Source organism: Providencia sp., assembly GCF_052096715.1.
Lineage (GTDB): Bacteria > Pseudomonadota > Gammaproteobacteria > Enterobacterales > Enterobacteriaceae > Providencia.
On sequence record NZ_JBQDNB010000006.1, the window covers coordinates 26,939 to 53,361 of the forward strand.

General features: G+C 39.0%; 20 protein-coding genes. 9 read left to right on the forward strand and 11 right to left on the reverse strand.

All coding sequences use genetic code 11. The annotated features are described in order from the left end of the window. Nucleotides 1–45 precede the first annotated feature (45 nt). Nucleotides 46–648 (reverse strand): TfoX/Sxy family DNA transformation protein, encoded by a 603-nt coding sequence (locus tag ACTH6U_RS06900; RefSeq protein WP_441831887.1) that lies wholly within the window; start codon nt 646–648, stop codon nt 46–48. 233 nt (nt 649–881) lie between these two features. Here ACTH6U_RS06900 and sulA point away from each other — a divergent pair, with 233 nt between their 5' ends. Both sulA and ompA read left to right on the forward strand, forming a co-directional pair. After that, nucleotides 882–1,403 carry an SOS-induced cell division inhibitor SulA gene (gene sulA, locus ACTH6U_RS06905; RefSeq protein WP_294107293.1) on the forward strand — a complete coding sequence of 174 codons (522 nt, stop codon included), beginning with the start codon at nt 882–884 and terminating at the stop codon, nt 1,401–1,403. Nucleotides 1,404–1,756: 353 nt separating this feature from the next. Next, nucleotides 1,757–2,842 (forward strand): porin OmpA, encoded by a 1,086-nt coding sequence (gene ompA, locus ACTH6U_RS06910; RefSeq protein ID WP_294107294.1) that lies wholly within the window; start codon nt 1,757–1,759, stop codon nt 2,840–2,842. Nucleotides 2,843–3,012: 170 nt separating this feature from the next. On the opposite strand, the gene matP is transcribed toward ompA, so the two are convergent. Continuing rightward, nucleotides 3,013–3,486, reverse strand: coding sequence for a macrodomain Ter protein MatP (gene matP, locus ACTH6U_RS06915; RefSeq protein WP_441831888.1), 474 nt, complete (start codon nt 3,484–3,486; stop codon nt 3,013–3,015). Between the two features lie 228 nt (nt 3,487–3,714). On the opposite strand from matP, the gene ACTH6U_RS06920 reads away from it, so the two are divergent. From ACTH6U_RS06920 to fabA, 3 genes are all read left to right on the forward strand, one after another. Beyond that, nucleotides 3,715–3,837, forward strand: coding sequence for a GhoT/OrtT family toxin (locus tag ACTH6U_RS06920; protein WP_434720022.1), 123 nt, complete (start codon nt 3,715–3,717; stop codon nt 3,835–3,837). A gap of 203 nt (nt 3,838–4,040) precedes the next feature. Continuing rightward, on the forward strand, nt 4,041–5,777 hold the full coding sequence (locus tag ACTH6U_RS06925; RefSeq protein WP_441831889.1) for an AAA family ATPase: 1,737 nt from the start codon (nt 4,041–4,043) through the stop codon (nt 5,775–5,777). A gap of 85 nt (nt 5,778–5,862) precedes the next feature. After that, entirely contained in the window at nt 5,863–6,381 is a 519-nt protein-coding gene (gene fabA / locus ACTH6U_RS06930) for a bifunctional 3-hydroxydecanoyl-ACP dehydratase/trans-2-decenoyl-ACP isomerase (protein WP_294107298.1), read from the forward strand. 126 nt (nt 6,382–6,507) lie between these two features. Here fabA and rmf read toward each other — a convergent pair whose 3' ends face one another. The 6 genes from rmf to rlmKL all read right to left on the reverse strand — a co-directional run bounded on the left by rmf (nt 6,508) and on the right by rlmKL (nt 14,600). Further along, nucleotides 6,508–6,678: a ribosome modulation factor gene (gene rmf, locus ACTH6U_RS06935; RefSeq protein WP_294107299.1), complete on the reverse strand. Its 171-nt coding sequence runs from the start codon at nt 6,676–6,678 to the stop codon at nt 6,508–6,510. A gap of 382 nt (nt 6,679–7,060) precedes the next feature. Further along, nucleotides 7,061–7,615 (reverse strand): membrane integrity-associated transporter subunit PqiC, encoded by a 555-nt coding sequence (gene pqiC, locus ACTH6U_RS06940; protein ID WP_441831890.1) that lies wholly within the window; start codon nt 7,613–7,615, stop codon nt 7,061–7,063. Beyond that, the gene (gene pqiB / locus ACTH6U_RS06945; RefSeq protein WP_294107301.1) at nt 7,615–9,264 is read right to left on the reverse strand and encodes an intermembrane transport protein PqiB; all 1,650 of its coding nucleotides are present in this window, start codon (nt 9,262–9,264) and stop codon (nt 7,615–7,617) included. The genes pqiC and pqiB overlap by 1 nt, the downstream gene beginning before the upstream one ends. Next, nucleotides 9,261–10,535 (reverse strand): membrane integrity-associated transporter subunit PqiA, encoded by a 1,275-nt coding sequence (gene pqiA, locus ACTH6U_RS06950; RefSeq protein ID WP_336430809.1) that lies wholly within the window; start codon nt 10,533–10,535, stop codon nt 9,261–9,263. The genes pqiB and pqiA overlap by 4 nt, the downstream gene beginning before the upstream one ends. A gap of 35 nt (nt 10,536–10,570) precedes the next feature. Continuing rightward, a complete protein-coding gene (locus ACTH6U_RS06955) occupies nt 10,571–12,478 on the reverse strand; it encodes an ABC transporter ATP-binding protein (RefSeq protein ID WP_336430810.1) in 1,908 nt (635 codons plus the stop codon). Between the two features lie 13 nt (nt 12,479–12,491). Continuing rightward, complete coding sequence (rlmKL, locus tag ACTH6U_RS06960) at nt 12,492–14,600, reverse strand: bifunctional 23S rRNA (guanine(2069)-N(7))-methyltransferase RlmK/23S rRNA (guanine(2445)-N(2))-methyltransferase RlmL (protein WP_294107304.1); 2,109 nt, start codon at nt 14,598–14,600, stop codon at nt 12,492–12,494. Between the two features lie 98 nt (nt 14,601–14,698). Between rlmKL and ACTH6U_RS06965 the strand changes: the two genes are divergently transcribed. Beyond that, entirely contained in the window at nt 14,699–15,814 is a 1,116-nt protein-coding gene (locus ACTH6U_RS06965; protein ID WP_441831891.1) for a YcbX family protein, read from the forward strand. Nucleotides 15,815–15,967: 153 nt separating this feature from the next. On the opposite strand, the gene ACTH6U_RS06970 is transcribed toward ACTH6U_RS06965, so the two are convergent. The 3 genes from ACTH6U_RS06970 to pepN form a co-directional block, all read right to left on the reverse strand. Further along, nucleotides 15,968–16,513 (reverse strand): cell division protein ZapC, encoded by a 546-nt coding sequence (locus ACTH6U_RS06970; RefSeq protein ID WP_294107306.1) that lies wholly within the window; start codon nt 16,511–16,513, stop codon nt 15,968–15,970. A 249-nt stretch (nt 16,514–16,762) separates the two neighbouring features. Beyond that, entirely contained in the window at nt 16,763–17,773 is a 1,011-nt protein-coding gene (gene pyrD, locus ACTH6U_RS06975; protein ID WP_441831892.1) for a quinone-dependent dihydroorotate dehydrogenase, read from the reverse strand. A gap of 361 nt (nt 17,774–18,134) precedes the next feature. Beyond that, nucleotides 18,135–20,753 (reverse strand): aminopeptidase N, encoded by a 2,619-nt coding sequence (gene pepN / locus ACTH6U_RS06980; protein WP_441831893.1) that lies wholly within the window; start codon nt 20,751–20,753, stop codon nt 18,135–18,137. A gap of 586 nt (nt 20,754–21,339) precedes the next feature. Here pepN and pncB point away from each other — a divergent pair. The 3 genes from pncB to ACTH6U_RS06995 all read left to right on the forward strand — a co-directional run bounded on the left by pncB (nt 21,340) and on the right by ACTH6U_RS06995 (nt 26,161). Beyond that, a complete protein-coding gene (gene pncB / locus ACTH6U_RS06985) occupies nt 21,340–22,554 on the forward strand; it encodes a nicotinate phosphoribosyltransferase (protein ID WP_441831894.1) in 1,215 nt (404 codons plus the stop codon). A 499-nt stretch (nt 22,555–23,053) separates the two neighbouring features. Further along, nucleotides 23,054–24,454: an asparagine--tRNA ligase gene (gene asnS / locus ACTH6U_RS06990; protein ID WP_441831895.1), complete on the forward strand. Its 1,401-nt coding sequence runs from the start codon at nt 23,054–23,056 to the stop codon at nt 24,452–24,454. Nucleotides 24,455–25,048: 594 nt separating this feature from the next. Next, complete coding sequence (locus ACTH6U_RS06995) at nt 25,049–26,161, forward strand: porin (protein ID WP_441831896.1); 1,113 nt, start codon at nt 25,049–25,051, stop codon at nt 26,159–26,161. Nucleotides 26,162–26,423 lie beyond the last annotated feature (262 nt).

The following is a 26,423-nucleotide window of genomic DNA, read 5'->3' on the forward strand; positions in this document are numbered from 1 at the left end:
CTCTGTTATTCATATTGTTACAATGATATTTAATCAATAACGTAATTAATTAACATCGTTATACCAGTTAATCAATTCCTGCTTAATATTTGTTGGCAGTACGGCACTATGGCAACCTTCAATTGCAGCGGCGAGTCCAATTAAAAATTTAATACTCGGATTATGTCGTCCATGTTGTTTTAATTTAAGAAAACAAGCTTTAGCACCCATCATACGCAATTCCTCCACATGATAGATACCAATTTTACCCAAAGCCCTTTCAACCGACATATTCATATTGGGTAAATCTTTAATACGAATTGATACTGTTTGTTTTTGTTGCAGCTCCTCCATCGCAGAACGATACGCCAATTCAATGTAGTAAAGACATAATCCTTCATCACACCATATTTGTTCAGGTAATTGGTAATATCGAAGTGCTAATGGGATCCCTTTTTTACTATAAACTAAGCGGTTAAGTTCCGAGGCCTCAAAATGACTTCCTGCCAATAAACATCCTCTTAAATAAAAATGCTCTTCTAAAATCACCCCAATAATTGCATTATCAACAAGTAGGCAATGCCCACCAAAATGATTTTTTCTTTTCAATTCCCCAAATTGACCTAATAACCGATACAAATTGTAAATTTTTTCTTCCTGTAATGACATATGCCCTCACTCCTTTTAAGGCTTATTGCACTTCAATTCCTACGAGTAGAAACTTTAGAAGTCCTTTTTTTACAAATAATTACACACAACTGATTCTGAGAGTTTCTACAATAAATGCCAAGCTTAATGCATTTAAAAACCACAAAGTTGCGAAGCGCTTTGAAAAAATAGGCTTGATATTGGATGAATATACAGTTACTGTACGTTCATACAGTATCGTAACGAGGTGAATTATGAGCATCTATTCTTGGAATAACACAACAGAACATTCTCTCAATGATTACACACAAACTCTGTCATCAGAAAGTCACTTAAGTGACTCAATGCAACAAGGTATAGTGAGTGAACTTGTCTACGATGAAAAACACCCAATCATGGATTATATTCTTTTACCTATGCTGCGGCAGTTTGGTATACAGTCGCGTTGGCTGCTTTGGTTAAGCCCAAATAAAAAATTAAGTAAACACTGGTTAGAGCAAGCTGGAATTCCAACGCATAAAGTTATGCAATTAAGTCATATGGAATCTATCACGACGATTGATGCAATGGAAAAAGCACTCAGAAGTGGTAATTATAGTGTCGTATTAGGATGGCTTCCTGAAATAAGTGAACATGATTTCATCCGTTTACAATATGCTGCTCAAGAAGGTCGCTCAATTGGCTTTATTATGCGTCCACAAATGACATATAATATGGCTAGCATCAATTCTGGACAGCAAAATCATCTAAAAATTCATTCAGACTATTATCATTAAGCAATATTAAGAATTTTCTTACTAAATTTAACCTCTTGTAATAATTAGCCCTAAAGTGAAATGAAAAACATTGAAGATCAACTAGATAGCTAAAAAGTAAACAAGATGCTAAATATATATATCCCTCTGATTTATACAATAAAATAATATTTTTTTTAACCTTTATTGCTCACTCTACTTGTATCTTTCTCCGTTCGTTGTAGACTTTAGCTTGTTATGCGTAAGGCATTATTTTTTACTTTTCGTAATTTTTTGTAGATAATGTCAGCGAACCTAGCAAGTAAATAGAACCAATGGCAAATAATAAGGCTCATTGAAGCCAGCCAATATTGGATGATAACGAGGCGTAAAAAATGAAAAAAACAGCTATCGCAATAGCAGTGGCAGTAGCAGCATTTACAACTGTTGCACAAGCAGCTCCAAAAGATAACACTTGGTATACTGGTGCTAAATTAGGTTGGTCACACTATGAAAGCACTAGCCTAAACCCATCTAAAGCTGATAACCAAGCATGGAATAATGTAGGTAACTCTACTGACCGTGACACTATCGGTGCAGGTGCTTATGCAGGTTACCAATACAACCAGTACATGGGTTTTGAACTCGGTTACGACTGGTTTGGTAAAATGAAATATAAAGGCGCTGACAACAGCGGCGACCTGAAATCTATGGGTGTTTCACTAACTACCAAACTGAGCTATCCAATCATGGATGACTTAGACGTTTATACTCGTCTTGGTGGTATGGTATACCGTACAGAAGCTAAAGCTAAACAAGATGGCCAACGTTTCAAAGAAACTGACACTGGCGTTGCACCTGTATACGCATTAGGTCTTGAGTATGCAATCACTCCAGAGTGGGCTACTCGTTTAGATTACCAATGGGTTAGTAGCCTAGGTGATAAAGACAATATCGGTGTTCGTCCAGACAATGGCATGCTGAGTGTTGGTGTTGCTTACCGTTTCGGTCAAGAAGCAGCTCCAGTAATTGCACCAGCTCCAGTTGTTGAGCCAGCAGCTCCAGTTGTTGAAAACAAACGTTTCACACTGCGTTCAGACGTTCTGTTTAACTTCAACAAAGCAACTTTGAAACCAGAAGGTCAGCAAGCGCTGAACGAACTGTATACTGAACTAAGCAGCATCGACCCTACTCAAGGTCGCGTACTGGTAGTTGGTTTCACAGACCGTATCGGTTCACAAAACTACAACCTGCCACTTTCTCAGAAACGTGCTCAGTCAGTAGTTGACTACTTGGTATCTAAAGGCGTTCCTACAACAGCAATCGCTGCTGAAGGCCGTGGTAAAGAAGATCCAGTAACTGGTAACAAATGTGACAACGTTAAAGGCCGTGCTGCTCTAATCGAGTGCTTGGCACCAGACCGTCGCGTTGAAATCGAAATTCAAGGTACAACTGAAGTTGTAACTCAACCAGGCGCTTAATTATTAGCCCTAGTTAGAATTTTGAACTGAATACTAAAAAACCCCATTTTATGGGGTTTTTTTTTATACTTATTTTGGTCTCGGCTTATTTTTAATTGTTCATTATGCTCAAATTGAGACTTACCCTAAAAATATCAATATTAACTGCGACCCTTTATTGCTTAATCTTATTACTTTGGATCTTTATTACTCTGAGAGCTGCCCAAAATAGCCTGTAAATCATGTTTTAATGCACTCATTTGATTTTCATATTTATCTTTATGTTCTGCATCTTCAATTAACTGAATAATAGTCTCAGATAACGTTTTATTACGTTTTACTGCTAAATTAGATAAACGCTGCCAAACAGAAAAATCTAAATCAATAGATTTTTTCCTGGTATGTGGATGTTCCGCATTGAAATGACGTTTACGTCTTGCACGTATACTTTGCTTCATTCGATTATCAAGCTGAGGATTCATGTGCTCTTTAATCCATTTAAGCACATCAATTGGGCGACTTTCCATTTTCAGCAGTAACGCTATCGCTTCTTTTTCTGCACTTCTTTCAAGATAACGACTAATCGCCTCGCCAGATCGGGATTTATTAACCAGATACTCCCACTTCCAGCCACATTCAAGATTTTCAAGCTGCTGATATTTCATAATTATTCCTGAAGAAAATCGAACCTATAGTTATATTAGCAATATTAGAAATAAAATGCTCAAGTAGAGATTCAATTTCTCAACTAATCTGTTTTTAACCACAAAGAAAATAACAGTTAAGACGCCAAATAGTGTAGAATTCGCATCCATCCGTTAACAAATTAATAAATTAATATGTCCACTTTTGAATACATACTTCTCGTTTATGGGATTGGGGGCGTATGTTCTATGTTAATCACCCTATTGCTTACCAAAGACCCAAATTTTTATATGCGACTACTGAGCGCAGTATTAATTGGCTTCACATGGCCTATGACTTTGCCAATTGTGCTAATGTTTTCCCTATTCTAGTCAATAATTCAACAATTCTTGCTGCAAGATTGGCTGTCAAAGGCTAATATAGCAAACTTGCCCACTGGGTAATAAACTGACCTGAAATGTTATAATAAAAATAGTGCAAAAAAATGTAATAACATCAAGCCAGATTCAGGTACAAGCGCCCAGCTAAATGGCAGGCATTTCATTTATAACCATATTAATAGCAGATAATTATAGTGATCAGTCAAGAACTTACATGGCAAGGCCTAATACCTGATTTATCGTCTCTACAAACAGATTTTGTCTCTTCGGCAACACTCGCGCCAACAACGCTATCAGATATTCAACCACGACTATTTGATGGGATGCAGCGCTTTGTGAATGAGTCGGATCAAACACGGTTTATGTTTATCAAATCAGATGAAAGTGAGGAATACCTCAGTCTTTTTGCTGATTCAATTCAACCATTGCTGATAAATTCAAAAACCATTGATGGTGACTATTGCCTATCTGAAGATAAGCAATTATTTCAATGGAAAAATGGCATTAAAAGCCGATTCTCGACACAAGAGAGCATTGCTTATCGCCCATGGATTGAACCAGAGCAATTATTTGGCTATATCACGCCAACAATGACACTTGTTCCTGGACTACTACACCAAATTAATGGTGGCGTATTGATCATCGCAGCTAACACGTTAATCGTTCAGCCACTCATGTGGACACGATTAAAAAATATGGTTAATCGTCGTCAATTAGAATGGCTACCATTATCTGAAAATCATACCCTTCCAGTTTCCGTTGAACCTCAACCTCTAGAACTGAAAATTATCATCGTAGGAGATAGGTTAGCACTGGAAGAAATTGAATATAATGATCCTGAGTTATTTAGCCGTGCTATTTATGGTGAATACGAACCCGTTATGTTTTTCGAGGAAGAAGAACAATTATCGCTATGGATGCGTTACATTAAATCTATCATTATTTTAAATCAGTTGCCGGATATTGCCGCTGATGGCTGGCCTACATTAATTACTCAAGCAACACGTTACTGCGAAGACAAATTCAATCTGCCTTTAGATAGTGCTTGGTTAGCACGCCGTCTTATGGATGCCTCACACCATAAAATTGATAACTTAATCACTTGCGATTCATTAACTCAAGCAGAAGAAAACCGTCTATGGCGTCACAGTTTTATTGCTGAACGCACCTTAGACGATATTTTACAAGATCAAGTCCTTCTTAAAACCGAAGGGGAAGTTATTGGTCAAATTAATGGATTATCAGTCTTACAGTACCCTGGTCATCCTGAAGCTATCGGTGAACCTTCGCGGATCACCTGTGTCGCACACTTAGGTGATGGCGAATTCACAGATGTCGAACGTAAAGCTGAGCTTGGTGGCAATATTCATGCAAAAGGCATGATGATAATGGAAGCCTATTTAAATTATGAGCTGAAATTAGAGCAACCACAGCCGTTCTCAGCGTCCATTGTGTTTGAGCAATCTTATGGTGAAGTTGATGGCGATAGTGCCTCACTCGCTGAAGTGTGCGCATTTATTAGTGCTTTATCACTGCAACCAATCGATCAGCAAATCGCGGTAACGGGTGCAATTGACCAATTTGGTTATGTTCAACCTATTGGTGGTGTAAATGAAAAAATCGAAGGTTTTTTCGATATCTGTGCTAAACGTGGTTTAACTGGCAACCAAGGTGTTATTATTCCTTTGGCAAATGTTCGTCATTTATGCACTAACAATGACGTTATTGAAGCCGTAAAAGAAGGCCAATTCCATATTTGGCCAGTTGAACATGTCGCACAAGCGATTACACAGCTCACTAAGCAACCTTACTTTGAGCAACAAGCAGATGATGATAGTGTACATCTGTTAGCTTTAATTCAGGAACGTATTCATCAAGCCAATACTCCAGATAAAGCAAGGCTTCCTTGGTTTCTGAAATGGCTTGGTTGAGTAAAAAATATCAGATCGGAGTTGTTCAGCGTACAAGTGTAAGCTATTCTATGGACCTATACATAATAAAGGCAATCTTAAGAACATGGTTGATAAACGCGAATCCTATACAAAAGATGATTTAGAAGCTTCTGGAAGAGGCGAATTATTTGGAGAAAACGGTCCGCCGTTGCCATCAGGAAATATGTTGATGATGGATCGCATCGTCAAAATGACTGAGGATGGCGGTTCATTTAATAAAGGCTATGTCGAAGCTGAACTTGATATCAATCCTGACCTATGGTTCTTTGCCTGCCACTTTACTAATGACCCTGTTATGCCAGGTTGTTTAGGCCTTGATGCTATGTGGCAACTGGTTGGTTTTTATCTCGGTTGGCTCGGCGGTGAAGGTAAAGGTAGAGCACTTGGTGTAGGTGAAGTTAAATTTACCGGACAAGTTCTACCAACGGCTAAAAAAGTCACTTACCGAATCAATTTCAAACGTGTGATTAACCGTAAATTGATTATGGGTGTGGCTGATGGCGAAGTCTTAGTTGACGGTAAAGTAATTTATACCGCCTCAGACCTAAAAGTCGGTTTATTTAAAGATACTAGCGTATTTTAATTGCCAACTAAGCCTTAAAATGCAAACCTCCGCAAATGCGGAGGTTAATAAATTAACAGATTATATTTAGATTAAATATAAAATTACTTCAGTTATCTAATCTAATAAATCACGGTATATTCTCTTTTATACAGTAACAACTGCCCTGTCCTCCATTGCTTTACGCCAACCACCTAACCAATGTGAACGAGCATCTACTGCCTGATAAGGACATAATTCTTTCGAACGCCCTACTATACCGGCTTGATATCCTCTTGATAAAGCTCTTTCTAAACGATCACGTTTCTGTCTTTTCATGCCTTACTTCCCTCATCATTAAAAATGGAAAAGAAAACAGCACCTACCTTTCGTAATAGGTACCCTATAGGAATAACGCTCTCAGGGTAGAAAATCAAGTAAAGATTTTAATATAAATGTCATAAATAGTATAAATGTGACTTACACACTCTAATTATTCTAATACATTGAATATATTATAAATAATTATTAGTTCTTTATTTTTCATCATATTATACGCAATAGATGTGAATTTATGAGTAAACGAAAACGGATTAAAAAACTAATATATTGATGGGATAAAAGAAAATAAAAAATAGAAAAAATAACAAAAAAATGCACTCCATTTAAATATCAGGAGTGCACTTCAATAACCTAACCTATTAATAACAAATTTTAATCGCTAACGTTCAATCACTTCTTTTGCAATACCATCAGCGACTTGTTGCCAACCAAGTGCAAGTGTGCGTACTAGCTCAGGGTAGCCATCTTCTTTTTGTTCTAATTGAACATCAAAATTACGGCGAGTGACTTCTTTTCCTTGTGTAAAGGTCCAAAAGCCTTGCACTAAAACAATACCATCATAGCGGCCATTAAAAGCCGTTAAAGTAATGTCTAACGTATCAGGTGAATTTTGTAGCGCCTGTAATGACACCAACTGTTCAGGTAAGGCTGTTGAAAGCTCACTGACCATTGATTGCCCTAATTGCTGCTCAAGTGGGCTCGCCCATAAATGCGTACTCGCATTACTATAGCTAACATCTGAGGTTTGATAGGTTATTCCATTAGAGGTCAATACATCCGACAACATAATGCGTTGTAACCAAACCTGATTTTTACTCATCACCTCTACATTTTGAACCTTAGAGGATTTCATTGGCAGCTGATAATACATTTTTTCAGGAACGCTACTACAAGCCGCCAACATCAAAACAAATAGGGATAATAAATATCTCATTATTTTTTCACTCCTTTCGGCTCAACATCCTTAGTCGGTTCTGCTTCAAAGACTAATGCATTACTTTTATTATTCAATGTCCGCAATAATGGCTGAACTTCTCTTAAGACTTGATCTAAGCGTTGCATATTATCAACCATCTTATTATAAGCAGGAGAACCTGGTTGGAAGCCTTGCATTGCGCGATTCATTTCTTGCAACGTTTTTTGTAAGTCATTTGGCAAATTCTGAAACTCTTTGCTCGCCATCACTTTATTCAGTTCAGATAGCATCACATTAGCTTCTTTAATTGTTTTTTGCCCTTCAGCCAATGTTTGTGTTGTTTGGTTCAACATAGGCTCAATTGGCATATCATTAATTTTATCCAGTACCGCAATCACTTTTTGCTGTATTTGCGCTAAACCACCACTTGTAGTCGGGATAATTTTATAACCGGCAACAACGGTAGGTCCTTTATATTCCCCTGCATTCGGGATGAAATCGAGGTCAATATAAAGTGCACCTGTCAATAAATTACCTGATTTTAATGAGCCTCTTAATCCTTCTTTCATTGCTGTCTTCAATTCATTTTTTAAATTGAAATTAGCTCCAACATCTTTTGAGAAACGTTCAGGCTCAATGTGGATTAAGACAGGAATACGGAAATCATTATCCAGTGATTGATCTAGACCAGCGGTATAAAAAGGAACCTGTGCGACAGTACCTAGGCGAATACCGCGGAATTCAACAGGTGCACCCGGTTGAAGTCCGCGCACTGAATCAGAGAAAAACAACACGAAATCTTGATACTGAGTATATAAAGAATTCTGAATACTACTTTGGCTATCAAATAGTTGGAACTCAGCATTTTCTTTAACGCTACTACCTGGAACCCAACCATCTGGCACATCAAAACTCACACCGCCCGTTAATAACGTTGCAATTGAGCCCATTTCAACATGTACCCCTTGGGATGACATATCAAAGGCAATTCCGCTATCTTTCCAAAAACGAACGTTAGAGCTAATTAGCTTGTCATAAGGAGCATTGATGAATAATTGATAACGCATATCACGATTATTCATATCAAAATTACTGGTTTCGACAGAACCAACACGGTAACCGCGAAATAGAATCGGGTCTCCCGGATTAAGTTGCCCTGCCTTATCACTCATCAACGTGATACGGATACCTTTTGCATCTGGTGACGCTAAAGGTGGAGTATCCAATAAGGTAAATTCAAAATGCTCTTTGGCAGCGAGTCCTGGTTGCAATTCAATATATGCACCTGATAACAACGTGCCTAATCCAGTCACACCATCACGACCAATTGTTGGTTTAACTATCCAAAAAGCAGAATCTGTACGCAGTAGCTCTTTCATGTCATTATTTAGCCGCGCTTTAATGATTACGCGACTGAAATTGTCATCGAGGGTAACGCTTTCCACAACACCAATATCGACACTGCGACTTTTAATTTTCGTTTTACCCGCCTCAATCCCTTCTGCGTTATAAGTTATCAGCGTGACTTCAGGACCTTGATGGCTATAGTGGTAAAATAGTATCCAAGCACCTAATAATACAGTCACAATAGGGATCACCCATACCGGTGACCAGCTTTTTAATTTACTGACTTTGGCGTTGGCCTGTGGTGTTTCTTGATCTGTCACCCGATGACTCCTTCTTGTTCAACAGTTTTTACTGTATTTCTTTTTTCACTGCGATCCCATGTCAATCTTGGATCAAACGTCATCGCGGCAAACATCGTTAAAATAACAACGACACCAAAGAAAATCACACCCTGTGCAGGGACGATACTCATTAACTGCCCCATTTGAACTAATGCGGCTAAAATAGTGATAACAAACACGTCAATCATTGACCAACGACCAACATACTCCACCATTTCATAAATAAAATGCATACGATGCGGATCTCTATTGCCATAGCCTTTTGAATCAAGGCATAGCCACGCAATACTTATCATTTTCAATGATGGCACCATAATACTGGCAATAAAAATAATTAAAGCCACAGGATAGGAACCATCTTCCCACAGTAATATCACACCATCCATAATGGTTGAATGCAAATCACTACCTAAGGTATTCGTTGTCATGACGGGCAATACATTCGCAGGAATATAAAGCAAAATTGAGGTTAATAATAGTGCCCAAGTCCATTGTATACTTTGATGTTTTCGAACGGCACCATGTGCATAACAACGCGTACATTGCGATTGCTCTGCCGGTAAAATTGCCGTGCAAACAAGGCATAACCTGACACCTTGGCTAATTCCGGTTTGCCCAACTTTCAATTTTTTATCCAGCAAAGGCGCCGCTTCAATTCGATTCCATAACCAATGGCGGTCAAGGCACTGAAATGCCCTGACTTGTAACATGCAAAATAAGCAATAAGGGATAAAACTCAGCCCGACACCAATATCACCATAAGCAATTAATTTTACAAAGCTGACTAATACACCCGCTAAAAATATCTCAGCCATGCACCATGTTTTCATCTGAAATAAGATGCGTGTTATCCACACTTTTAATCTCTTAGGGATATGCACTTGCAACCCTAAGAGAATAATCGTCACCATACAAAATGCAGGGATGACAAGTGAAAAAAACAAGAAAAACAAAGCTAAACCGCTATAGCGGGTTGTCGAGATAATTTCAATGATTTGAAAAAGAGAGATCTCATTTTCAATACCCGCCGCGCCCATTTTCACAAAAGGAAATAGACAAGCAACAAATAGCATCGCTAGTGCGCTAAATGCATAAGCTGCTGGTTGCTTGTAAGGGTATCGCCACTTTGAAATTAACGTTGTATCACAGCGTGGACAAGTCGCTTTACTGCCCTGTTCCAATTCAGGAACGGCAATCAGCATGTCACACTGTGTACAAAGTACATGTTCATGAGACTCATGAGAACACAAGGTATTGTCTCTCCTCTTTATTTCAAATCGTTATCTCAACCGTTTTTCTGTAATTCAAGCTCTTGCCAACGATCAAACGCTTGCTCTAATTCTTGCTCTTTTTCAGCCAGAGAGCTCAAGGTTTTTTCTGTAACATCATGAGGTTGATTAAAGAAATCAGCATCACCAATTTTTGCCTGAAGCGCTTCAACTTCGGATTCAAGTTGCTCTAATTTTGCTGGTAGTAACTCTAATTCACGCAGCAAATTGTAGCTTAACTTATTCACTTTCTTTGTTGGCTCTTTTGGCTTAACACTTTTTTCTGGCGCAGCGACTTTACTGTTTTGTTCAGGCTTTAAACTCACAGTTTGTGCTCTTTGTTGCTGAGCATCAAAATATCCGCCCGCAAAACGCTTAATTACGCCATTGCCTTCAAAAATCCAGCACTCTGTCACACTGTTATCAACAAATTCACGGTCATGGCTGACCAACAACACAGTACCTTGATAACTATCAACTAATTCTTCAAGTAGCTCTAATGTTTCCACATCAAGGTCATTGGTTGGCTCATCGAGGATCAATAAGTTACTTGGTTTTAAAAATAAACGAGCAAGTAATAAACGATTACGCTCACCACCGGACAATGCTCTCACTGGTGTCATGGCACGTTTTGGTGGGAACATAAAGTCTTGTAAATAACCTAAGACATGGCGCGGTTTACCGTTAACCATGACTTCTTGCTTACCTTCAGCAAGGTTATCCATCACGGTTTTATCTGGGTCAAGTGCAGCACGATGTTGGTCAAAATAGGCAACTTCAAGTTTTGTACCACAATGTACTCGACCACTATCTGCCTGTAAATCACCAAGCATCAAACGTAGCAAAGTTGTTTTACCACATCCATTTGGGCCCACTAGCGCAATTTTGTCTCCACGCATAACTTGCGCAGAAAAATCATTGACGAGTACTTTATTATCAATTTGATAATTCACGTTTTCCATTTCAAACACAATTTTGCCTGAACGGGCAGCTTCGCCAACTTGCATGCGTGCAGTTCCCATTACTTCACGGCGCTCGGAACGCTCGACTCGCAAGGCTTTCAGTGCACGAACACGACCTTCATTACGCGTACGTCTCGCTTTAATCCCTTGGCGGATCCAAGTTTCTTCTTGTGCTAGCTTGCGATCAAACTCAGCATTTTGCATTTCTTCTACGCGCAGAGCTTCTTCTTTACTCAACAAGTAGTTGTCATAATCACCCGGCCATGACGCTAATTGTCCTCGGTCTAAATCGATAATACGAGTTGCCATATTACGAATAAAAGAACGGTCATGGGAAATAAATACGATACTACCTTGGAAATCTTTTAAGAAATTTTCCAACCATAAAATAGTTTCGATATCTAAGTGGTTCGTTGGCTCATCAAGGAACAATACGCGAGGATTACTCACCAGCGCACGACCTAAAGCCGCTTTACGCAACCACCCACCCGAAAGTGAAGACAGCTCAGCATCTCCCGGTAAACCTAGTTTCTTTAGAACGTCCTCAATACGAGAATCGAGTAGCCATAAATTACGGTTATCTAGAATTTCTTGAACTTCAGATAATTTATTTAAATTTTTCTCACTCGGGTCTTCTTCAACCAATTTTAAGATATGGTGATAATCTTTTAAATATTGTGCTTGTTCAGCGACGCCTTCAGCAACAAAATCATAAATAGTCCCTTCAACGTTACGCGGAGGGTCTTGTTGCAAACGTGCCACGATAAGATCTTGTTCATAAATTAGCTGACCATCATCAAGAGGTTGCTCTTTAGTCAGCACTCTCATCAACGTTGATTTGCCCGCACCATTACGGCCAACTAAACAAACTCGTTCATTATCTTCAATATGTATTTCTGTGTTATCAAGTAGTGGTGCATCACTAAAAGCAAGGTATGCACCAGACAAATTAATTAAAGCCATTGATTCTTATCCTTTACTCTGCGTGACGAATTAGCCAGCAGTTATGAATTTGACGATTACGGGCGAAATCTTCTGAACGTGTTTTGCCAGTAATTTCTTCTGCATGTAGCCCTAGCTCATCCAGCGCCTCAGTATCCATTTTGAAACCACGTTTATTATTCGAAAACATGACAGTTCCACCACGGCGTAGCAGGCGTTTTAAATCGGTAATTAATTGAATGTGATCGCGTTGTACGTCGAAAGTACCATCCATACGTTTTGAATTTGAGAACGTAGGGGGATCGATGAAGATCAGATCAAATTGTTCGTCACTATTCGCTAACCAGCCTAAACAATCCGCTTGTATTAAACGATGTTGGCGACCAGATAAACCATTTGCTTGTAGATTTTTCTCTGCCCATTCTAAATAAGTACGCGACATATCAACAGAAGTGGTACTTTTTGCGCCGCCAAGACCTGCATGAACAGTTGCAGAGCCTGTATAACAGAACAGATTTAGAAAATCTGCACCTTTACTCATTTGCCCTAACATTCGACGCGCGACACGATGATCAAGGAATAATCCTGTATCAAGGTAGTCCGTTAAGTTAACTAACATTTTCGCGTTGTATTCTTGCACTAAAAAGAAATCATCTTTTTGTGCCAATTTTTCGTATTGTTGTTTGCCTTTTTGACGTTGACGCGTTTTCAGTATCAACTGATTAGAGGTCAATTCCAAAACATTCATCGTGGCTGTAATGACATCAAATAGACGTTGGCGTGCTTTACGCTCATCAACGGTTTTTGGTGGCGCATATTCTTGCACAACCACTTTGCTACCGTAAATATCCACGGCTACGTTATATTCAGGCAAATCCGCATCATAGACTCGGTAGCAATCAACACCTTGCTGCTTCGCCCATTTACTCAGTTTTTTATGATTTTTACGCAAACGATTTGCAAAATCAGGAGAAATTTCACCAACACCTTCAGAAGGTACTGCTGCCAGTATATAGTTTTTCTGCACGCAATCGAGAGGACCATTTTTGGCCTTAAATTCGCGCTCTGAACGTAATTGCAAACAACTCAGTAACTCAGGTGAACCACTGAATACCGAAAAACGCCATCCAGGAAAACGAGCTTTAACGACACGTCCAAATTGACTGTGCAATGCCACCAGCGCTGGCTCGCTTTCTAAACGTTCACCGTATGGTGGATTACAAACAATCGTACCGGTTATCTCAGTTTTTACTGGATTTTCAAGAGATGCTGCATCCCCTTGATTAAAGCTAATTAAATCTTGTAGCCCTGCTCTGCGTGCATTAGCGCGTGCCATATCTAATACACGTTTATCAATGTCATAACCATAAAAACGTGAAGTCGTTTCTTTAAGACCTTGACGAAAACGCACTTGTGCTTCCGCTTTTAGTTCACGCCATAGCTCCGCATTATATTTCGACCACGCGTAAAAACCCCAATGCTCACGATATAAACCTGGCGCTCTATCCGCAGCCATCATTGCAGCTTCAATTAATAAAGTACCTGAACCACACATAGGATCGACCAAAGGCGTCCCATTTTGCCAGCCAGAACGATTAATAATCGCCGCACCCAAGGTTTCTTTTAATGGTGCTTGACCCGCAAGGTCACGATAAGCACGAACATGTAAAGAGTCGCCACTTAAATCTAAAGCAACACTGACTCTTTCTTTATTAAGGTACACATTGACACGAATATCAGCTTGCTGACGTGCAACATCAGGTCGTTGATCTAACTTACGCGTAAAGCAGTCTACGATGGCATCTTTGACTCTCAATGCACCATACTGACTATTACGAATTTCGTCATTCGTACCGGTAAAGTGCACCACAAATGTGTCATTAACTGAGAAAATTTCTGTCCAGTCAATCGCTTGTACACCTAGATACAAATCCATATCGCTATAGACGTCAAAATCACTTAAAGGCAATAAAATACGCGATGCCAGCCGACTCCAAAGTAGGCTTTGGTACATCACTCGTTCATCGGCCTGAAAATAGACACCCCCTTGTGCAATCTTGCACTGGCTAGCTCCAAGAGCTTCCAATTCCGTTTTCAGTAGTTCTTCCAGGCCTCGAGCTGTGCTGGCAAACAAAGAATTCATAGTATTTATTACCGATTTCAATGAAAATTGTTGCGCATTATAGCTAATCTTATGCGCTTGTCATAAAGTTGCTGTGCAACAATTATAAGGATTAAAAAATGATAACGCTTTCGCGCATTTATACACACCCAATCAAATCAATGAGAGGGATACGTTTATCTCATGCATTCGCTGATATCAGCGGACTGACTTTTGATCGTAACTTTATGGTAACGACACTGGAAGGTAAATTCATTACTGCAAGAAAATATCCACAGATGTTACTGTTCACACCCGCTATGCTTAATAATGGGCTTTATCTTAGAGCACCAAATGGCGAAAGCGCTACCGTATTGTATCAGGACTTTAACGATAATCAGAGTCCTACTGAAGTTTGGGGCAATCATTTTCATGCGCTTATTGCGCCGGATGCCATAAATAGTTGGTTAAGCAGCTTTTTTGACGAGCCAGTTCAATTACGTTGGCTCAGTCCTCAGCTATCTCGCAGAGTGAAAACCCATACCGATATTCCATTATCCTTTGCAGATGGTTACCCTTTTCTATTAATTAGTGAATCTTCAGTACAAGAACTTCAACGTCGTTGCCCTGCAAGTATTAAGCTTGAGCAATTTCGCGGTAACTTGATTATTACTGGCGCCAAACCTTTCGAAGAAGATACCTGGAAAAAAATTCAAATAGGCAATATCGTTTTCACTTTAGACAAGCCTTGTAGTCGCTGCATTTTAACTACCGTCAGCCCTGAAAAAGGCATCAAACATCCGAATAGTGAGCCTCTGGCAACGTTACAAACATTCCGCACAGCAGAAAATGGGAATGTGGATTTTGGTCAAAATGTCATTATTCACAACACGGGTGTCATTCGCGTTGGCGATCAACTCACCGTATTAGAAACCAAGTTAGCAGAAAAATACGTTGAGAAAGAAAGAGAAACACCCGTCGCGATATCGACCAATAAACCACAAATCAACACGTTGAGTTTAATCTTTGAAGGTATTGAATATCAAGGGGATAATCAGAGTGTTATCTTAGAACAGCTTGAATCACATGGTATCTCTGTTCCATATTCATGCCGTGCAGGTCTTTGTGGTTGTTGTAAAATAAAGCTTATCGAAGGGGAAGTAACACCATTAAAACAAAGTGCAATTAAAGATAATGGCTATATATTAGCCTGTAGCTGCATACCTAAAAGCGCAGTCAAACTCGCTTTAAAATAGTATTAATAGATTTGTCTATTCAAACACCATCACGAAAAATAATTTAGATAAAGTGATGGTGTTAATAAACTAGCGTTAAATTAATCGTTATATTTATATGATGGTATTTTATTTATTTTTACTTTTCTGTATTCACCGATCATAAACGATCAACTAAATGACATTTCCATATAGTATACGCTTAGTCTTAGCTGAATATTGCATCATACGATCATTCATGATCTTAATTGGATCGCAAAATCGCAAAGTCCTATCTGATAATTCAAGCTGTGGCTCCGCTAATAAACATAAACTCGCCGATATACCTGCTTCCGCAATGATAAATGTTGAATAGCAATTAGTATTCTCTAAACACACTTGAACCAATTGCCCTTGAGCAGGCTCAGTAACATAGTGAAAGGTTGAAAAATACCAGCTTTTAGGCATTTGTGGTTTTAAAAAACGAAAAGCAACAAGACTATTTAATACTAACTCCGCTCTTTCTTCGAGAGTTATATTTAATCTCTTCGCTTGCTCATCAAATATATAATATTCACCTGCATCTTCAATACTAAATGGCATTTCATTTCGAGCAAAAGCCGTTAGCATTTTTGCGGGAAAACATGACCGGAATATCATTCCGTTGGCGAGGTCTAGCATCACCCTGTCATGATCATGATCAAAATACCAACGCCAATGATCATCAGGTTTAATTTTCATAAACGATCCTTCAGCGATTTATCGGTAAATAAACTTTAGGATCGATCATCAATAATGATTGTTCCAAAAATCTATAATGAGTCCTTAATGTCCAAGTTAAGATTAGATAATAAAGCGCTATATTTGACGTAAATAACCTATAACTTAAAGCATAAAGGAGATAAAACTAGTTAAAAAATAAACAATATTCATAATATAGATTAAAAGGGGGAATAAATAAACCCCCTTGATATGTAAATTTACACTTTATTAGATATTATTGACAATATCTTTTATTAATTTAGGTCCATGGTAAATAAAGCCAGAATAAATTTGTATTAATGAGGCCCCAGCTTCCATTTTTTCCCGAGCGGCAGTCAGTGAATCAATTCCACCCACACCAATAATTGGCAATTTACCGTTTAATTCTTGGGAAATAAGCTTAATCACTTGGGTACTTTTTAATTGAACTGGGCGTCCGCTTAATCCCCCCATTTCATTGCAATAATTTAAACCTTGTACCAATGAACGGTCTAACGTTGTATTCGTGGCAATAACACCATCTATATTATGTCGAACTAGGCTATCAGCAACCTGAATAATTTCTTCTTCAGTTAAATCCGGTGCAATTTTAACAGCAACTGGAACATATTTCTGATACACAGATTGCAACTCAAGTTGCTTAGCTTTAATACCACTTAATAAATCATCTAAAGCTTCGCCATATTGCAAAGTGCGTAGACCGGGAGTATTTGGAGAAGAAATATTCACGGCAATATAACCGGCATGGGCATAAACTTTATCCATGCAAATTAAATAGTCGTCTTTACCTTGTTCAACGGGCGTATCTTTATTTTTACCAATATTAATACCAATTATTCCGCCATAATTTGATTTTTTGACATTCTCAACAAGGTTATCAACGCCTTTATTATTAAATCCCATTCGATTAATCAAACCTTCCGCTTCGACTAATCTAAACAAACGCGGCTTGTCATTACCTGACTGTGGTTTCGGCGTAATCGTTCCAATCTCAACAAAACCAAAACCCATAGCGCCGAAAGCATCAATACAATCACCATCTTTGTCTAAACCCGCAGCAAGCCCTAAGGGATTCTTAAACGAAAGTCCCATGCATTGAACAGGTTTAGTCGCAACAGATTGGCGTAAAAGGAATTTTAGAGGGGAATTAGTTAAACGTTGGAGCTGACGAAAAGTCAATTCGTGAGCTTTTTCAGGGTCGAACTGAAATAGTGCCTTGCGGGCAAGGTGATATAACATATTCAATAACCTATTTTCTATCTATGCGAATACATGTCTAAGCGTAAAGAAAGACACAATATTGCGCGTGCCAATACACTCGCCAATTTAGTTTGCCGAGCCCCTAATAACATAGCTTATTTTTCATTCGATAAAACGCGCTATAGACTACCTTAACTTGACGTTATTTACCCATGAAAAAATCAATAAAAATGATGTTTGATTGATTTATCACCATTTAAGACCCTGTTAGATATGCGAGGACAACAACAAGATAAAAATAATAGATAATAAAAAGCCCCTAAAATTTAATTTAAGGGCTTAAATTGACAGTTTAATCGTTATCCCATTTAGGAAATATATAAACCTAGTTTTGATACTGTTAGCTTTCTAACGCTTTAGTCACCTTCTCAAATAAATCCCCTGAAAGGTTGTCTAATGCTTTTAATTGCAAAAGGATATTACGCATCAAACCTTGACGCTTTTCATCATAACGCTTTAAGCGAATTAACGGCTCAATCAATCTTGAGGCAACTTGCGGGTTACGCGTGTTTAAATCAACTAATATTTCATATAAGAATTGATATCCACTGCTATCTTCTGCATGAAAATTCACTGGGTTACCTGCCGTGAAAGCCCCGACTAATGAACGAATACGGTTTGGATTACTCATACTAAATGAACGATGATTTAATAATTTTCGGACATTTTCTAGCGCATCTTTAGAAGAATTAGCGCCTTGCAAAGCAAACCATTTATCCATCACCAGACCATCATGGTGCCAGCGTTCATCAAAATCAGCCATTAATTCAACATGACAAGGCAATTTCTCTTCATAAGCTGCGGTTAGCGCAGCTAGCGAGTCAGTCATGTTATCCGCGGTTTTATATTGGTTTTGAACCAATTTATTGGCCAATTCCTTATCGTCACCCGCAGCAAGATATTGCAAGCAAGTATTACGTAATGCACGCTTAGCAATGTCTTGGTGATCAACTCGATATCCATCAATTTTAATTGAACCATATACCGCCAAAAATTCATCATGTAATTGGGTAGCCAGTTGACCATAAATGAAATTATGAACTTCATGAATAGCAACAGGATCAATCACAGGGAATTGTTCCGCAATCTCATTTTCTGATGGCAACGTTAAAATCAATGCAGCCAAAGCCGGATCAATTGAATCACTCAACAGCACAGCTCGAAACGCATCAATGACATGCTCAGGTAAAACTAACGCTTCACCCTGATGAAATTTTGCAACGTTGATTTTCGCATAGTTATTAATTAACTGCTGAGCCGCATCCCAACGTGAGAATTCATTGCTGGCATGTTGCATTAAGAAGGCTAGTTGCTCATCAGTATAAGGATAGTCAAGCTTAACAGGCGCTGAAAACTCACGTAGCAACGAAGGTACTGGTTGACTGGTGATTTCATCAAAAACAAAAGTTTGCGACTCTTGGGTAATATTTAAAACTGAATTTACCTGATTCCCTTCGCGTTTTAATGGGATCACCGCGCCATCTTGTCCATACAATTCAATATCCAAAGGAATATGCAGAGGAAGTTTTTCAGCTTGATCTGCTGTAGGTGGCGTCATTTGGCTCACATGCAGAACATATTGTTGCTTTTCAGGCAAATATTCATCGCGTACCGTTAATACTGGCGTGCCTGATTGGCTATACCAACGACGAAATAGTGATAAATCGACATTTGATGCATCTTCCATCGCTTGAACAAAATCATCACAAGTCGCGGCGCTACCATCATGGCGATGTACATATAACTGCATACCTGCTTGAAACATCTCTTCGCCGAGTAATGTGTGGATCATCCGAATAACTTCAGATCCCTTTTCATAGACGGTCAAAGTATAAAAGTTATTCATTTCAATAACTTTTTCAGGGCGAATTGGATGTGCCATTGGGCTTGCATCTTCAGCAAATTGAGCCGCACGCATCACTTTAACATTGTTGATACGATTTACTGAGCGAGAACCTAAATCTGAACTAAATTCTTGATCGCGAAAAACAGTCAAACCTTCTTTTAGACTTAATTGGAACCAATCGCGACAAGTGATACGGTTACCGGTCCAGTTATGAAAATATTCATGACCAATGACCGATTCAATACCGAGATAATCTTTATCTGTCGCCGTTTCACTTTTCGCTAAAACATATTTAGAGTTGAAAACATTCAGGCCTTTATTTTCCATTGCGCCCATATTGAAGAAATCAACGGCCACAATCATATAAATATCAAGATCATATTCAAGGCCAAAACGCTCTTCATCCCATTTCATGGCATTTTTCAATGACTGCATTGCCCAAGGCGCACGGTCTAAATTACCTTTATCAACAAACAACTCTAAGGCGACTTCGCGACCACTACGGGTAATAAAAACATCTTTTAAAACATCAAAATCACCCGCGACAACTGCAAATAAATAACTTGGTTTTGGGAATGGATCTTCCCATTTAACCCAATGACGGCCATCTTCCAGCTCACCTTTTGCAACACGATTACCATTTGATAATAAGTAAGGGTAACGTGTTTTATCTGCGGTGATAGTTGTGGTGTAACGGGCTAAAACGTCAGGCCTGTCTTGAAAGTAGGTGATATGACGGAAGCCTTCGGCCTCGCATTGCGTACACAATGCTTCCCCAGAAACATACAAACCTTCTAATGCGGTATTTTTTTCAGGGCTGATTTCATTCACAATGCGCAAGGTAAATGTTTCAGGTAAGCCCTCAATAATTAATTTTCCGTCTTCTTCTTTATATTGAGTCCAAGCCTGACCATCGATTTCAAGGCTAATGAGTGATAAATCTTCACCATGTAACTCAAGCGTCGAAGATTGAGGATTAAGACGTTTAACCTTACTGACTGCCGTTACTACAGTCTTTACTGGGTCAAGGTTAAAATCGAGTGCGATTTCATTGATAGTATAATCAGGAGCTTGATAATCATGGCGATATTTTGCTTGTCGTAACTGGGTCATAAGGTAACCTTATTATGCGTTAATTCAGTATCGTGCTGTTTTGTTACTTCATACAATACTATAACAACTGATAATGTGAACGGATTTGAGAAACATTTTCATCAAAAGATATTAAGCTTTTATATAAGAATGTTGTCACTTTATCTATAACCGTACCTAACTTTGTTAACAAATCGTTTGTTTGTTGGTGCTATCCCACTATTAAATATTTCATTACCTGTTAGTATCAATCGGTGATTAGTTCCTTTTTGTGGTATCACTCACAGTAAATTATTAGCATTCAAATTATTTGCTTAATTCGTCTATTTTAGATATTCATTTGAAAGTATTACACATTGATTTGAAAGCAATACATTAAAAAATAAACAGGTGAATTAAAGTTGAAATGTCCTCACGGCACATCAAGATAGAATAAAACTTCAATCTTTTGGTAAAGTGAGTATACTTTTGCAACTTTAATGATTTAGACCCTTGATAATTCAAGTGACATGACAGCGTCGAATAGAGCAACTCAATGACGTTTACGTGTACATGAATATGATGGGTATAACTAAGTAGATAAGCTCCGAGAGGATGCCTGCGCGCCATGAATTTAGACGCTACACCAATTATTACATCACTACTCGACACCGATGCTTATAAGCTCCATATGCAGCAGGCGGTCTTTCACCACTACAACCAAGTGCCGGTGGTTGCTGAGTTTCGTTGCCGTAGCAGTGAGCGCTTAGGTGCCTACGCAAATGCGATCCAACAGCAAATTAACTTGATGGCGAAACTATCACTTTCTGATGAAGAATTAAGCTTCTTACGTAGCCTGCCATTTTTCCAAGAAGACTATCTCACTTGGTTTAAATCATTTCGTTTTAACCCTGAACAAGTTAAGGTTTCTGTCACTGATGACGGGCAATTAGCTATTCGTATAAGTGGTCCATGGCGTGAAGTGATCCTGTGGGAAGTCCCCCTTCTTGCGCTAGTCAGTGAAATAGTCCAACGTGATAGACATCCAAATGTCACTGATGAAGATGCCGTTAACCAGTTAAGAAAATTACTGACTATTTTCTATAGCCAAGCATCCGAAAACCAACTTGACCTATCTAACTTTAAACTAATGGATTTCGGTACACGTAGGCGTTTCTCCTACAGTGTGCAATCTGCCATTGTTTCTATGCTAAAAAATGAATTCCCTTATTTGGTTGGGACAAGTAATTACAAGCTCGCCCACGAGTTAGACTTGATACCCGTTGGCACACAAGCCCATGAATGGTTCCAAGCGCACCAACAAATAAGCCCTGAATTATCCAATAGTCAGCGCGAAGCGCTACAAAGTTGGCTTAACGAATATCCTGATCAACTCGGTATTGCATTGACTGACTGTATCACTATGGATGCATTTTTACGCGACTTTGATGAAAATTTTGCGAAGCGCTACCAAGGATTACGCCATGATTCGGGCGATCCGATTGAATGGGGTAAAAAAGCCATTGCCCACTATGAAAAATTAGGTATAGATCCGCTAAGCAAAACATTGGTCTTTTCTGATAGCCTTGATTTGCAAAAAGCCCTTGAGCTTTATCGCTACTTCCATCAGCGAATTAATTTAGTTTTCGGTATTGGCACACGACTGACCTGCAATATTCCTAATGTCGTGCCGCTGAATATTGTGATTAAATTAGTTGAATGTAATGGAAAGCCCGTCGCGAAATTATCCGACAGTCCAGGCAAAACGATGTGTGAAGACGATGAATTCGTCAACCAACTCAGAAAAGCTTTTGACCTACCTAAACTGGAAAAAGCCAGCTAGTCCTCACCCCTATTTTTAGCCTCGCCGCATAAGAATTTACATTTTTCTTATGCGGCGCTTTAAAAGCGCTTTTGCTTTCGCCTGCTTACTATTACTATAGCTTTTGAGCCCTATCTCTATCGTTTATATTCAAATAGAAAGGTTTGTAGCGATTTTTTACTTGTTTCCTACTAAATGGCAAGTAACATAGAGCTTTGGCCCCTGAAATATGGGATTTCGTTAATATATCCCTACTTTACTATTTTATTCGTTATACATTGATTGCTATACCTTAAATAAGGAATATCTAGCAATTCAATTTATTAAATGATTTTAATACGATTTGAGTTATATCCTAAATAATTCGAGTTGTAGGAAGGCGGCAAACAAATTGAGACCTAGGAGCATACATAAGTATGTGACTAGGTTCGATTTGCGAAGCCAACGCATCTACAGCTTGAAGTATGACGGATTGAGATAGTTAAAGTAGATATCGTTAAATTAAAAGAGAGTAAATTTTATGATAGTAGCGCCTGTAGTCGACGTACTGCAAGGCCGAGTGGCGGTAGGCTCAGAAGTCACCGTTCAAGGCTGGGTACGTACAAGGAGAGATTCAAATGCTGGTTTTTCTTTCCTCGCCGTTTATGACGGTTCTTGCTTTAACCCATTACAGGCTATCATCAATAATAATTTATCAAATTATAATGACGAAGTCCTTCATCTAACAACCGGTTGCTCAGTTGAAGTCACAGGCACCGTTAAAGAATCGCCAGGTCAAGGACAATCCTTTGAACTTGACGCGACAGCCGTGAAAGTTGTCGGTTGGATTGATGATCCTGACACCTACCCTATGGCAGCAAAACGCCATAGCGTTGAGTTTTTACGCGAAGCGGCTCACTTGCGCCCACGTACTAACTTAATTGGTGCGGTTGCACGAGTTCGCCATACATTGGCACAAGCACTTCATCGCTTCTTTGATGAACAAGGTTATTTCTGGGTATCAACCCCATTAATCACCGCATCAGATACCGAAGGTGCCGGTGAAATGTTCCGTGTTTCCACACTGGACTACAACAACTTACCGCGCAATGACAAAGGCGAAGTTGATTTTAGCGAAGACTTTTTTGGTCGCGAAGCGTTCCTAACGGTTTCAGGTCAGCTTAATGGCGAAGCTTATGCTACTGCTATTAGCAAAATCTACACTTTCGGACCCACTTTCCGTGCTGAAAATTCAAATACTAGCCGTCACTTGGCTGAATTTTGGATGTTGGAACCTGAAGTGGCTTTTGCAAACCTAGACGATATTGCAGGCCTTGCAGAGCAAATGCTCAAATATGCTTTTAAAGCCGCATTAGATGAACGCCGTGACGACTTAGAGTTCTTTGCTCAGCGTGTTGATAAAGAAGTAATCAATCGCCTTGAAAGCTTTGTTAATTCAGATTTCGCACAAGTGGATTACACCGATGCGATAAAAATCCTCGAAAATTGTGGTCAGAAATTTGAAAACCCAGTTTATTGGGGTGTTGATATGTCATCTGAACATGAGCGTTATTTAGCAGAACAACACTTTAAAGCACCTGTTGTGGTTAAAAATTACCCGAAAGATATTAAAGCTTTTTATATGCGCCTCAACGAAGACGGTAAAACCGTTGCCGCAATGGACGTATTAGCACCGGGTATTGGTGAGATCATCGGTGGCTCACAACGTGAAGAACGTCTTGATATGCTAGATGCGCGTCTTGAAGAGATGGGTATGAATAAAGAAGATTACTGGTGGTATCGCGATCTGCGTCGTTACGGCACAGTGCCACATTCAGGATTCGGCTTAGGTTTCGAACGTTTAGTGGCGTATGTCACAGGTGTTGGCAACGTGCGTGAAGTTATTGCATTCCCACGTACCCCAAGAAATGCTTCATTCTAGTGTCACAAATTAGCTAAGTATTTTTTACTTTCTGTTTCTACTGAGTTAATTTGCTAAATATTGGGTCAATCATCAGATTGGCCCAATACTTTTTGTAGAAATCTTAATTATTATTCTGTTTTTATACCTCAGCATAAATTCTGTATAGTTGTTAACTCAATCACAAATTTTCCGTTATCGCCTTATAAGTGGCCTGTTATTCAATCTTATAAGGAATAGCTAAGAATTATCTGCTTTTGCGATCCAATTACTGACTTCTTTTAGCACAAAACAGCATTCGAGTTTCCCTAAGTCGCTCAAAAAAAGCTCAATTCGCCTTGTGAAAAAGTTCACTTATTTTTGTAATATTTTTTAAACTGGTACGATGTGCGGTTATTATTTGATCTATTTTTTACATTTTGAAACACATTATTACCATTTGTTACAGAAACTTCGTTTTTGTAGCACTTTGAGGGTGGATTAATTTATTTAGCAATGGAACACTGGTCGCCGACATAGACGACACTAATCTCTCATAAATAGTTCCAAATAAATTTGAGAATTATTTTTGGCAGTGGCAGGTGTCCGAAAATAACACCAATGAGGGTAATAATAATGATGAAGCGCAATATTCTTGCAATAGTTATCCCAGCTCTGTTGTCTGCAGGCGCAGCAAACGCAGCTGAAGTTTATAACAAAGACGGCAACAAATTAGACGTTTACGGTAAAGTTGACGTTCGTCACTATTTCGCATCTGCTGATAAAAAAGACAGCAAGGGTGATGCAAAACCAAGCCAAGACGGTGATGATTCACGTGTTCGTGTAGGTATCAAAGGCGACACTCAAATCACTGATCAACTGACTGGTTTTGGTCGTTTCGAGTGGGAAACTAAAACTAACAAAACTGAAACTAACAACGAAAACAAAAACCGTTTAGCTTACGCTGGTTTGAAATTCGCTGATTTCGGTTCAATCGACTACGGCCGTAACTACGGCGTAATCTATGATACGAACGCATGGACCGACGTTATGCCTTTATGGGGCGGCGACACTATGGCTCAGACTGACACGTTCATGACTAGCCGTAACCGTAACCTATTAACTTACCGTAACAACAATGCATTCGGTTATGTTGATGGCCTAAGCTTTGCCCTGCAATACCAAGGCAAAAATGGCGACAACAACAAATCTAGTGCTAAAACAGCTTACGAAAATAACGGTGACGGCTACGGTCTATCTACCGCTTATGACTTAGGTTGGGGCGTGACTCTGGGTGGTGGTTATTCTAACTCTTCACGTACTCCTGCACAGAAAAATACAACAGCTGCTGGTGGCGATAAAGCTCAAGCATGGAACGTTGGTGGTAAATTCGACGCTAACAATGTTTACTTAGCTGCTATGTATGGTCAAGCACTGAATACTACCCACTTCGGTAAAAATGATACTATTGCTAACAAAACTGAAAACGTTGAGTTAGTAGCACAGTACCTGTTCGATTTCGGTTTGAAACCATCTTTAGGTTATAACCAATCAAAAGGTAAAGATATCGCAGGCGGTAACGGCGACATCGTTAAATACATCTCTGTAGGTTCTTACTACTACTTCAACAAAAACATGTCTGCAGTTGTTGATTACAAAATCAACCTGCTGAAAGACAATGACTTCTCTAAAACTTACGGTCTGATGACAGACAACGTAGTTGGTTTAGGTCTAGTTTACCAATTCTAATTATCAGCTAACTGATAATTTTGAAACAGTAAATATGTTTTTGAAAGCAGCACTTCGGTGCTGCTTTTTTATTGGTTATTATTCGCAGCATCACTTATCGCTTTATCTCCCTATCTTGTAATTACGATGCCTATTATCACCCACGACTTTGGCTCATCTAAGCTAAGCGCTAAATAATGCATTTCCTCTAAAAATACAATCAACACTCTCATCACCACACTCATTATCTTGCTTTAAAAACTAATAATTAGACAATATCACT

Bases quoted from the DNA above. Each gene is read 5' to 3' on its own strand.
- ACTH6U_RS06900 (WP_441831887.1), bottom strand. From the start codon at position 648: ATGTCATTACAGGAAGAAAAAATTTACAATTTGTATCGGTTATTAGGT.
- sulA (WP_294107293.1), top strand. From the start codon at position 882: ATGAGCATCTATTCTTGGAATAACACAACAGAACATTCTCTCAATGAT.
- ompA (WP_294107294.1), top strand. From the start codon at position 1,757: ATGAAAAAAACAGCTATCGCAATAGCAGTGGCAGTAGCAGCATTTACA.
- matP (WP_441831888.1), bottom strand. From the start codon at position 3,486: ATGAAATATCAGCAGCTTGAAAATCTTGAATGTGGCTGGAAGTGGGAG.
- ACTH6U_RS06920 (WP_434720022.1), top strand. From the start codon at position 3,715: ATGTTAATCACCCTATTGCTTACCAAAGACCCAAATTTTTATATGCGA.
- fabA (WP_294107298.1), top strand. From the start codon at position 5,863: ATGGTTGATAAACGCGAATCCTATACAAAAGATGATTTAGAAGCTTCT.
- rmf (WP_294107299.1), bottom strand. From the start codon at position 6,678: ATGAAAAGACAGAAACGTGATCGTTTAGAAAGAGCTTTATCAAGAGGA.
- pqiC (WP_441831890.1), bottom strand. From the start codon at position 7,615: ATGAGATATTTATTATCCCTATTTGTTTTGATGTTGGCGGCTTGTAGT.
- ACTH6U_RS06955 (WP_336430810.1), bottom strand. From the start codon at position 12,478: ATGGCTTTAATTAATTTGTCTGGTGCATACCTTGCTTTTAGTGATGCA.
- rlmKL (WP_294107304.1), bottom strand. From the start codon at position 14,600: ATGAATTCTTTGTTTGCCAGCACAGCTCGAGGCCTGGAAGAACTACTG.
- ACTH6U_RS06965 (WP_441831891.1), top strand. From the start codon at position 14,699: ATGATAACGCTTTCGCGCATTTATACACACCCAATCAAATCAATGAGA.
- ACTH6U_RS06970 (WP_294107306.1), bottom strand. From the start codon at position 16,513: ATGAAAATTAAACCTGATGATCATTGGCGTTGGTATTTTGATCATGAT.
- pyrD (WP_441831892.1), bottom strand. From the start codon at position 17,773: ATGTTATATCACCTTGCCCGCAAGGCACTATTTCAGTTCGACCCTGAA.
- pepN (WP_441831893.1), bottom strand. From the start codon at position 20,753: ATGACCCAGTTACGACAAGCAAAATATCGCCATGATTATCAAGCTCCT.
- pncB (WP_441831894.1), top strand. From the start codon at position 21,340: ATGAATTTAGACGCTACACCAATTATTACATCACTACTCGACACCGAT.
- asnS (WP_441831895.1), top strand. From the start codon at position 23,054: ATGATAGTAGCGCCTGTAGTCGACGTACTGCAAGGCCGAGTGGCGGTA.
- ACTH6U_RS06995 (WP_441831896.1), top strand. From the start codon at position 25,049: ATGATGAAGCGCAATATTCTTGCAATAGTTATCCCAGCTCTGTTGTCT.